Raw genomic sequence first — 10,737 nt, forward strand, 5'->3', positions numbered from 1 at the left:
ATACGCGCTCGAAACGGCCACCAAGCAGATTGGAAGCATCTCGGGAGGTAGTGCCTACAAGTTCGGCATCTTCTACCACAACGACGGCGAATGGAAGTTCCCGAAAGACTTCGCCACGCTCGACGAGGCATGGTCGAGCATACGGTCAGAGTTCGCGGCGCTGTTCGACCTCGCCGTGGCCGGCGAGTGGGGTGAAGCGGCAACACTGACCGTCACAGGCGTCTGGCCGATGGTCGTACTGAAGGCCCTCCACATCTACTTCCCGGACGAGATTTTGCCAGTCTTCGCGGGGTCACGGATGAGACACTACGCAGTCGCGCTCGGCGTCGAACCAGACCAGTCCCCGATAGCCTCAACAGAGCCCTCAACACGGCTTTGCAGGCCTACCCGGAACTCTCTTCCGTCGACGGATTCCAGCGAATGATCCTCTTAGAAGGTTGGCAACCACCGTCGGCACGAGGCCGCGGCAACCGAACAGAGTCGAGCGTCTATCTCAAGGTCTCCCCGGTGAGCAAGCATCTGCCTGGCAGGACTGCTTAGACGGTGAATACATTTGCATCGGCTGGGACGAGCTGGGCGACCTGTCCCTGTATGACACATTCGAAGAGTTCTCGAAGGCCTTTGCCCGCACCTATCCGCAGAACACCGACCGGCAAAACCTCCTCGCTGCCAAGAACATCTGGAAGTTTCGAAACCTGAAACCCGGCAACCACGTTGTCGCCAATAAAGGAACGACTGAAATCCTCGGCATCGGCACTGTTCGTGCCGACGGCTATCAGTACCTTCCAGATCGGGATCAGTGTCGACACACAGTCGCAGTCGACTGGGACACCACGCATGCCAGGAAGCTGGATCCGGGCTTCGGTGGCTGGCGCAGCACGTTTCAGACTCTTACGACAAAAGACGTCGCCCGCATTTTAGAGAATGGAACTGGCCCGGCAGCGAGAACCGCATACGCTGAGCTGCCCAACTACACCGACGCTGAAGAGGTCCGCTATACGCAGTGGGCCAAGGCGCTCGATCGTAAGAAACAACTTATCCTGTACGGCCCGCCAGGAACCGGAAAGACATACTGCGCTGCGCGATTCGCCCAATGGTATGGCGAACAGAACAGCGACGGACCTGGGCCTGGAACCGTCACGCCAGTCACCTTCCACGCCTCCTACACGTACGAGGAGTTCGTTGAAGGATACCGGCCGATCGAGGACTCAAGTGATGGCGGCGGGCTACGACTCGCTCGTATCGACGGCATCTTCAAAAACGTGTGCGCAGAAGCAGCAAAATCTCCAGACAAAAAATTCTTCCTGATCATCGACGAGATCAACCGCGCGAACCTACCCAGGGTTTTCGGTGAACTAATCACAGTGATCGAGGCGGACAAACGTGGCACCGAGGTCTTACTACCCACGAGTCAAGCGCGGTTCTCGGTACCCGAGAACTTGCTGATCATTGGCACAATGAACACAGCGGATCGTTCCATACGCACCCTCGATGCCGCGCTTCGTCGGAGGTTTGCTTTTGAGGAAATACTGCCCGACTCGTCTTTGCTCGAAGGTCAGGCCTCCTATGGCTCAACCATTCTGGCGCTGGATCTCTTTCTCGATGATCTCAACAAAAGGATCACCGCGTACGCCGGGCGCGACCGACAGATTGGTCATGCGTTCTTCATGCACAACGGCGAGCCGATTAGCGACCCCATCGACTTCGCGCAGGTCGTCCGACTGGAGGTAATACCGCTGCTGCAGGAACTGGTTTACGACGACTACGCACAGCTTGCTCAGTTCCTTGGGCATACGCTCGTCGATTCGCCCGGTCAGCGCCTGGTACCGGTGGACGACGAACAGTTGGTGGAGCTGCTAGCGGCTGAGTACGGAGTCGCTAACCCTCTATGAGGACGCTGACTGAGTACGAGAGCGAAGTCTTCGAGGTCCAGCCCGCGCGCCAGCATGAGATTTCCGCCGCCGCTGACCACCTCAAGGGCAGAGTTCAGCTCCGCTGGTTAGCAGGTGACCGCGTGGAAGTGACAGCCACGCAGTGGGTGGGTTCGGTAGATGTTCCTGGGGTTGGGCCGCTGAGAGTGGTCCCCAAACTCGCCGGCAACGAACTCGACGTCCTCGCGATGATGGCTTTCGCCGAGGGAAGTTCGCACGATGTCCTCGCCTCGCTCAAGCATCTTCACTCGCCGGGCAAGTCCGATTCTATGCCTGAAATGTTGGCCCGCTTCCTGACCGATTCCGCGAACGACGTACATCGCCAGGGTCTCCTCGCAGGCTACAGACCGGCCGAGGATGATCTTCCGTACATAAGAGGTCGTCTCAACTTCCGGGAGCAAGCGTTGCGGAAGTTCGGAGTGCTCGACACCCTTGCGTGCGACTACGAAGAGTTCGATACCGATATCCTCGAGAATCGGGTGGTGGCTGCAGCGTTGGGTGTTGCTCATCGCTTCACGTCCACCCCCCAGCTTCGATCGATGACTGCTCGCGCCCACGAAGACTTCTTCGGGTCTGCCTCGACGCCACCACCGAGCCCAGAATTCGCGCGGCGCACGCTTCAATACGATCGACGAAACGAACGCTACCGAACGGTGCTGACGTGGTCGCTGGCCGTGTTGGAGAACAGCTTCCTAGACAACATATTCAACGTCGGGCAGGCACGCGCGCAGGCATTCCTAGTCGACATGAACAGCCTGTTCGAACGGTTCGTCACGACGTTGGTGCGAGAGTCGTTGCCTGCCGGTCTTGTGACACTCCCCCAGACCAATGACTCGACTGTCTTTCGATCCGACTCAGATGGATTCGCCATACGCCCAGACATCTCGATCTCAGACGGCTTCCGCTCCTGCTCGATTGACGCCAAATACAAACGCTACGATGAACATTCGCTCTCGCCGGGTGACCTCTACCAACTCACAACATATGCTCAGGCATACCCCGGTTGGGGGTCAGTCCCGCGCTCCATGCTGATCTATCCGAGTATGGGGTCAGCAACTCCACGAACGATCCAGTTTCGACCGGGCGGCCGACTCTTAGCCGAGATACACGTGCATCCACTCCCCATTAGAGGAATCATCGCCGCTCTGTCGGGCGGTGATTCCTCGCCCCTCGACACCTTTAAGCAAGCGCTGCACAGATGGCTCGGAACGAATGGAGATTCAGCAACTGACGACAAGGTCGCGGCCCGACACAGACCAGCGAGTCAAACTCACCTCGGCACACCTTGATCCCGCCAACGAAGACACGTGCGAATTATCTTGTGTCGACGCTCGACCCATCCGATTTGACGTCAGCCATTAGCGACCCTCGTGTCTTCGTAAGCCTGCGTTGCGCACGAATCTTCGATCTCGTGCAACTCGCTCGCCCGGCGTAGCGCGTTTCGGAGCGCGTCGACACTCTCGTCGAGCCCAAGGGCAAGTTCGGCGTCAAGGCCACTATGCTCCGTGATCACTCTCCGGGCTTCATCGAGAGACTTCTGCCACTCATCCAGCGCAACTAGTGTGGCATCCGCTTCCAGTTGATCTTTTAGCGCCTTTTCCTGCTCGCGTGACTGGTTGGCAGTTGCCAGTTTGGAACGAATCTCGTCAATCAACTTCACGATGACGATCGCGGCGGTGAGCGCCATCTTGGCAACCTTCTCCGTGTCGCTTCGTGACCACCCATCGCTCTGACGAGCCGCACCGCCACCCTTCGCTTTCTGTCCGGACCGCTTTCGCATGAGACCGTCGATGTCGACGATGGCCGCGATAACCTTCGGTCCTACGCTTGACAGGATCGGCCCCAAGCGCGTCACATCCGGAACGTCGTTAGAGGTTTCCTTGCTGATCGCGGCGGCCACAAAGGACTCGAGTCGCTTCCACGACGGCTCCACGCGTTGCCTGTCGACCGACTTTTCAGCATCTTGCAGAAGCAGGTCAAGGTCCCGCCCCACCTTTTGGTACCACTCCTCTAGGGAAGACTGGATCGCTGCAGCTATTTGCTCTTGGGTGATATCCGAGTTCACCACGGCGAATCGAATCGCTTCTTTTATGGTTCCTTGCAAACTAGCCCGTGCAGCAGCATCGAGATCGTCGAGCGCAGCCTCCCATTGATCTTGGCGAGCTGTTAGCTCATTCGCATCTGCTAGGGCTGTCTCGAACTCTCTCAGTTGGACGCGCAACTCCCCAACCACTGTAGCGACAACCTGCGACCAAAATCGCTGCTCAGTGGCCGCCCGCAACAAGCCAAGGTCGCTGCCGCCGACTCGGTCGAGCGCCGCGGAAAGTTCCGCCATCCCGTCCCAGTCGCGGGTGTCGTCCCAGATATCTCGATCGACATCCCGTTCTGCGCCCGCATATTGGAAAGGGTCTTGAGCGACAACAAAGACCGGTGTGTTGGGATCTAGTCCAAGCGATTCCCGCAACTCGGCAATCTTGCGTTGCGCGAGGTTCTTGTAACCGTCGAGATCGCTATCCGGGTCGTGGCCGGCCTCGTCGAATCGTGAAATGACGAACCAAAGGGCGTCGGTGGACCATCCGCTGTCAATCAGATCCCGAATCAGTTCCCGTTCCCCTGTGGCAAGCTGCGGTGTCACCGTGACAATTGCGATGTCCGTCAAGCCGATTGCTTCCTGAGCCAACTTAGTGTTGGTTTCGCCCCGAACGTCCTTCGCGCCAACTGCAAGACCGGGTGTGTCGCGGATAACGCAACCGGCCAGCACAACACCCCGAACCTCAAATGTCTCGTGGCGTGCGCTGATCGTCAACCACTCAGGAACTTCGACTCCGGTATCGACGAGCAACCGTCGAATTAGACTGCTCTTGCCGGTGTCGTACGAACCAAAGACTGTCGCGACAGGCCTTGGTTCCGACGCGAATTGCTTCCACTGAACATCGAATACATCGGTCAGTGAACCGCCCGGGATTTCGTCCAACCACTTCTTGGCGGCTTGGATGTCGAAATTGCTCACCCTGTACTCCGTTCCTGTGGGAAGAGTTCGTTCGCTATGTCGATTAGCTCGGACAAACCTTCGATCTGAGTCTCCATGGCATGCAGCGTCGCGCGCACTTCTGCATTCTCTTGCTCGATCGCGTTTCGATGCTCCGCCAGCACCGCAACACGCTCGCGGAGTGCGGGAATGGGGCCGTCCCTGCCGTCTCCGTCGAGAATCTGAGTTTCGGCTATCTCGGCAGCTTGAGTAATGAAATCGATCGCGTCGTTCCGAGCCCTCTCACGATCTTTGCCAGACTTGTGGCCCTTATACAGCGCATGCGCATCGGCAGCCGTACCAATCGCGGCCAGGATCGGCGCCGCCTTTGCCACCCGCCCGCCGGCCTTGACTGCGCCCCAGGGCTTGAACTTCACCCCGAGGCTCTTTCCAATGCTGTAGATCGCGTCTCGATTGCCGATCGCCTTCGCCACCCTCGCCGTGTGGTGCGCCGATCCTGCCACCGCCTTCGCGGCATTGACACCGTCGACCGGCCCGACGAACGTCTCCTCGACGCCTAGCGACACTGTGCCAGCAGGTTCTGCAGATTTCATCCGGCGTCCGATGGTCGACGAGTGGGTCTCAAACCACTGGTCGATATCTCGTCCTGTCTGGTTGATGAATCGATCCAACTCGACCGCCAACTCGTCATCCCGGAGCCACGCACCCGTGACTTCTTCCAATCGTGCCATCTCATCCTTCCCCGCAGCTCGGACTTGATGGCGTGCACGATCGGCGTGCGGCTCCAGGATTCTCCGTAGCCGGTTACGGATCGAGGTTTCGAGAAGGTCCCCGTCGCGCTCACCGTTTGCGATTGCTTGGATGGTTCCTCCGAATTCGGCAGACTTAGGCTCCAGCTCAGTTACCGCCTGGCGCAGCTGGTTTCGGCGAACCATGAGCGTGCTGCTGATCTCATCGACAGTCGCACGTAACAACGCGGCTTGCGACTGCTTCCGAGAAAAGGTGTCAAGAGTCCGAACCAGCGGGTCGACGCCATCCCAATCACGGTTGTCATCGAAATCTGCCCGAGTGACGTCCATCCGACTCCCGACCACACCAAATGGGTCGCCAGCCAACGCGTGAGCCTCGCATGGGTCAATGGTGATTCCCCGCGACGCCAATGCGGCAATCAACTCTTCCACCTTGCGACGCCGCAGCAGCAGATAGTCCCCGGGAGCCGATGTGGGATCGGTCCCGAGCTCATCAGACCGATTGATCAAATACAGAACTCGCCCGGCTTTCGCGACCGTCTCGTCGGTTCCTTTGACAATCGCTTCGAGCAGTGCCATATCACCAATAAGCAGGTTTACGTGGACAACAACCAGTACAAGCGACGCACCCGCCACCGCCCCGAGCGCTTGCTCGTCGTGGTTGGCATGGCCACTTTGAAATCCCGGAGTGTCTACGAGCCTGATGTGATCAAGTTCGTACGTACGCACTGAACTCGTCGCACCGCTTCCACGAACTTGAAGATCCTCCGGAATTGAGCCGCTCATCTCAACCAGCAGTCGCTTGACCAGGCTGGACTTGCCGGCGCTGTAGTCCCCCAAGATGACCACCGCTGGCTTCCGCTGGTCATTCGCTGTGACCTGGTTGACCGCATCCCTCAACTCCAGGTCGTCAGACGAGTAGTCGGTGACAGCTTCAATCCATTCAGCGATCTCACGCTCAGACCTCACCTGCCAGACTTGGGAGAGCCAGGCCCTCAGCTGGCGACGTTCTTGCTCGCGTTGCTCGGCAAAGACGGCGCGATGTGCGTCGGTGAATTCTCCGTTGCTTGAGGACCGTCCGTCATTGTGCTCAAACCAGCTCTCGCCCAAAAGAACATTGGCTTCACTGGCCGATTGCACAGCATGTGAATTCAATACCTTCCGGACTGCACCATCGAGGACATCCACCCCCGCAGAGGAGTAGGCGATATTGGTCGACTGTCCTTGAAGGACTTCGGCCAGCTTCGCGATCTCGATCTTGCTTCGTCTGAGCATTAGATCCTGTTGCAGGAGTGCCACCAAGACGGGTCCGGCTAGGCTCCAGGTTTCTGACGCGCCCCGCTTGCGCAGATCCCTCTCGATGGAATCGAAGGTCTTCTGCACGGCCAGTCGCGACTCACGTTCAATTGCTGAGCGAGCGGCAGCACGATCGTCTTCTCCGCGTTTCGCGAGTCTTTGTCCTGCAAGGTTTTCCCACCTGACCGACAGCGCCCAGCCCGATCGCGGCTGTGGTTCCAACCCAGCCCACCGGATTCCAGATAGTAGCGATCGACGGCACAGCAATGACACCTGCTGCGGCGCCTGCCGCCAAACCTGCCGCTTGTAAGGCCAAACCTGCGCGCGAACTAGCGCCGCTGATGGCCTCGAACGCAACACCGCCAGTTGCCGTGTCACCAACTTCGGGCACCACATCCGAGACCGCAAGCTCGATTTCGCGCAGTAGGAATGCTTGTTTTGCCTTCCATATCTCGTCGACGGCAGCCTGCAGTTCAGCAGCTGAGTACACACCTTGGAAGTCTTCATCCGTGAGCGGTGTGTTCGCGTCGATTGCTGCACTGACCACATCGTCGGCACGTCGAAGTGCGGCTTCACGAACGCGCGACAAGTGTGACTGCATGAGGTGGTCGAACTGGCGGCCTAACGTCCCGACGGAACCGGCGGTGAATGGCTTACCTCGTGCGACTTCTACCGTGGGGATCAAACGACCCTCGACGCCCATGTACGCGTTCCGGTCGTCACCCTCTAGATATCCGAGCGTGTCGAAGAATTGGTCGATTCGGTTCTCTGTAAACAGTATTCGCGAGTCGATGTTCTCAAGGATACTGGCGAGGTCGGAAGCTCGGGAGTGGAAGATCTCCCGCAAACCTTCTCGCAGGGCGGTCTGCCGGAGCTCTGCCCCACCTTCCTCGATCGATGCGACGATCAGATCTTCCAGGACGGAGAAGTTCGACCACTCGGCGAGGTACTCGATCCCAAACTGCTCGCGATCTGAGCTGAAGTCGTTCTCGGCCGGTCCCTTGAATGGCGTTTGGGCCCGAGCAAACAACGCTCTCCTGCTCTGAATCGCCACGATGGGAGTGCTGCCGAGATCAATCTTGGCGAGCTCGGTCCGAATGTTGTTGGCGTGTTCAGCAACCGCCCGTGACAGCGATCTGCGCGTCGATTCACTTCTCACCTTTGCGGGGTGGCGCCACCTGAGGTTGCGGACATTAATTACCGCAATCGTCGGCTTCCCGTAGGCCTGAACCCACTGCGCAACCTTGCCGAACTCGGACGCTTGTTGGCTCTGATTGTCGAAACACAGCAAGACAACATCCGCAACCTCCACGGCACGTCGTGCAGTCTCCTCGAGTTCGGCGCGCTTTTGAGTCCGACCCCAGCCATTGATTCCAGGGGTATCCCAGAGTGAGCAGCCACGCCATTCAATCTCTGTGACGTCCGTTGTCCAGTCACTGTCTCCCGGCGATACGTAACTACCGTCGAGTTCGCCAAAAGCCGAAAGAAGCGTGCTCTTTCCGGCTCCTGTTCGTCCGAAGAACGCGACGTTGAAGGTTGCAAGTCGCTCACGCTGGGCATCCAGGTGCCCACGGACCTCTGTCTCGAAGTCAGAGGTGAAATGCGTGAGGTCTTCGGCCAGGTGGTGGGCCGCACCAGTGTTATTGGCCGACGCGTCCTTAAACCTCGCGAGTACGGTCTCAAACGAGCGTTCGAGCTGGGCAAGTTCGCGCTGTCCGCTTCGGACCGCGCGCTCGACTGCGTACTGCAGTCCCTGGAAGTTGTGTTCCACGTCGAACCCTTCTCACGCACGTGGTCCTACTGATGACCGAGTTGCACGAAGTGTACGAGACGGCCCCGACAGGTCACTTCGGGATCGCGATGACGATGGCGAATCGATGGTCGGCATGCCGTGCAGGGATACGTTCCCGCGGTCGGCGATTCGCTACTTCGGCAAGTACCCTGCCGTTCGTTAGCTGAGGAACTGAACATGAAATTCATCTGTTTGGATCAATCGTGCGTTCCACTTGGTGCCACGTCTCGGGCAGAGGCAGAGTACATTCGGGCGCCGACAACCACGCTCGGCGCTCGTAAAGATGTCGACCGGAGCTGACAGACCGGGTCACCCAAGTCGAAGAGGCGAACAATCACCAACGAGGGACGTGGAACCGTGTCCATCGAAGGTCTGGTCTGGGGTTGATCCCGATTGAGCCGAGGCGTGGGACAGCACTTCAGCTGCGACCGCGTCCGTCGCCGCCTGATAGCTGTAGGCGTGAGGGCAGGCCGGTTGCTGCGAATTGGTCAGACGATCAGATCTGCAGCGTGAGATCGTTCTTAGGTCCGACACGCGCCGCAACGGATTGTGAAAGGTCCCCAGCCTCACTGATGGTCAGGAAGAGTAGTAGGTCTCGCGGTGCTGGGCCACGGACCCCAGCACGCCGGCGCGATTCGAATCCCTAACCACCAGCTCGGAGCTGGTCGTATGAATCGAGCATGCAGAGGGCGGCCGCGGGCCGAGATAATCCCGTCGCAGTCTGGGACAGTGTGCAGGGTTGGGTACGTGCGCGGGCGACCTTCCACACACGAGGGGAAGCCATCGTGAACCGTCCTGGGTCTGGTGGAGACCGTGATCTCACCAGGAGAATGTCGTCATGGTTGCACCGAGGAAGTTCGACGAAGAAACGCGTGAGCGGGCTGTGAGGATGTATCACGACCGGCTCGCCGCTGAGGGCGGCTCCAAACTCGCCGCGCGCGAGCATGTCGGGTGCTTTGCTCGACATCAACCAGGCAACGCTGCGGAACTGGATCGAACGCAACACTCCGATCGTGACCTCGCGCGGAACCACGACGGTGGGTGAACTGGACGCCGAGCTGGTTGCCCTTCGCAAAGAGAATGCCGAATTGCGCAGGGCGAATGAAATTTTGAAGACAGCCTCGGCGTTTTTCGCAGCGGCGGAGGTCGACCGCCGACTGCGGTGATCGTCGACTATATCGACGCTCACCGGGACCGGTTCGGGGTCGCCCCGATCTGCCGCGTGCTCCGCGAGCACGGGATGCAGATCGCCCCGTCCACCTACTACGCCCGCAAACACGCAGGCACGGTCTCGGCCACCGTTCTGGCCGAGGCGTACGACGCTCACGCGGTCTACCAGGCATATCACCGCAACCGCGGCGTCTACGGGGTCCGCAAACTCTGGCACACCATGCACCGCGACGGTCGTGTGATGGGCCGCGATCAGGTGGGTCGGCTGATGAAAATCTGCGGCATCACCGGCGTGGTGCGCGGCGCGCATCGGACCGTGACCACCCAACGCGATGATCGCGCCCCGCGCCACCCCGATCTGGTGGATCGCCAGTGGTCGCTCCCATCGCGTCCCGACCAGTGGTGGGTGGCCGATTTCACCTACTGCTGGACCCTGTCCGGGTTCGTCTACACCGCGTTTCTTGTCGATGTGTTCTCGCGTCGGATCCTGGGCTGGCGGGTGATGACGAGCAAGACGACTCCACTGGTGACCAGCGTTCTCGAGCAGGCCTTGTTCACACGGCGCAGGACTGACTTCTCCTTTACTGCAACAGGTTTGGTGCACCACAGCGATGCGGGCAGTCAAGGCGGATTCAACTGGTCGTCGCAACACCATGATCATGGAGGTGTTCGCGGTGGCTACGGCGGACTGGAGTTGGAAGACCAGCGATGTGGCGGTAGGTGTTCGTCGGCAGTGGCGTGCTGATCGTGCACTTCGGCCGGCGATGCGATCGCCGGGGCGGCCGGAGCCGTCGCGGCAGGTGTCAACGG

At 59.4% G+C, this 10,737-nt stretch carries 6 protein-coding genes, 1 pseudogene and 1 other annotated feature; of the genes and pseudogenes, 4 read left to right on the forward strand and 3 right to left on the reverse strand.

The window, feature by feature from the left end; translation table 11 throughout:
• From GOAMI_RS22000 to GOAMI_RS22010, 3 genes are all read left to right on the forward strand, one after another.
• A partial coding sequence (locus GOAMI_RS22000) for a hypothetical protein (protein WP_006438848.1) occupies positions 1-424 on the forward strand: 424 nt, incomplete at its 5' end.
• 13 nt (positions 425-437) lie between these two features.
• Positions 438-1,892 carry an AAA family ATPase gene (locus GOAMI_RS22005; RefSeq protein ID WP_006438849.1) on the forward strand — a complete coding sequence of 485 codons (1,455 nt, stop codon included), beginning with the start codon at positions 438-440 and terminating at the stop codon, positions 1,890-1,892.
• The gene (locus GOAMI_RS22010; RefSeq protein WP_006438850.1) at positions 1,889-3,220 is read left to right on the forward strand and encodes an McrC family protein; all 1,332 of its coding nucleotides are present in this window, start codon (positions 1,889-1,891) and stop codon (positions 3,218-3,220) included. The genes GOAMI_RS22005 and GOAMI_RS22010 overlap by 4 nt, the downstream gene beginning before the upstream one ends.
• A 62-nt stretch (positions 3,221-3,282) precedes the next feature.
• Here the strand turns inward: GOAMI_RS22010 and GOAMI_RS22015 are convergent, their stop codons facing one another.
• Genes GOAMI_RS22015 through GOAMI_RS22025 form a run of 3 tightly spaced genes read right to left on the reverse strand, consistent with a single transcriptional unit; the run spans position 3,283 to position 8,736 of the window.
• Positions 3,283-4,941 carry a GTPase domain-containing protein gene (locus tag GOAMI_RS22015; protein ID WP_006438851.1) on the reverse strand — a complete coding sequence of 553 codons (1,659 nt, stop codon included), beginning with the start codon at positions 4,939-4,941 and terminating at the stop codon, positions 3,283-3,285.
• Complete coding sequence (locus tag GOAMI_RS22020; RefSeq protein ID WP_006438852.1) at positions 4,938-7,052, reverse strand: LeoA/HP0731 family dynamin-like GTPase; 2,115 nt, start codon at positions 7,050-7,052, stop codon at positions 4,938-4,940. Before GOAMI_RS22020 ends, GOAMI_RS22015 begins: the two co-directional genes overlap by 4 nt.
• A 19-nt stretch (positions 7,053-7,071) precedes the next feature.
• Positions 7,072-8,736 carry a GTPase gene (locus GOAMI_RS22025; RefSeq protein ID WP_006438853.1) on the reverse strand — a complete coding sequence of 555 codons (1,665 nt, stop codon included), beginning with the start codon at positions 8,734-8,736 and terminating at the stop codon, positions 7,072-7,074.
• A gap of 859 nt (positions 8,737-9,595) precedes the next feature.
• On the opposite strand from GOAMI_RS22025, the pseudogene GOAMI_RS22855 reads away from it, so the two are divergent.
• Positions 9,596-10,552 (forward strand): annotated as a pseudogene (locus tag GOAMI_RS22855) (IS3 family transposase); the annotation flags it as partial.
• Positions 9,881-10,012: a sequence feature (AL1L pseudoknot), on the forward strand. (Overlaps the previous pseudogene by 132 nt.)
• Positions 10,553-10,737 lie beyond the last annotated feature (185 nt).

The sequence above is a fragment of the Gordonia amicalis NBRC 100051 = JCM 11271 genome (assembly GCF_000332995.1).
GTDB lineage: Bacteria > Actinomycetota > Actinomycetes > Mycobacteriales > Mycobacteriaceae > Gordonia > Gordonia amicalis.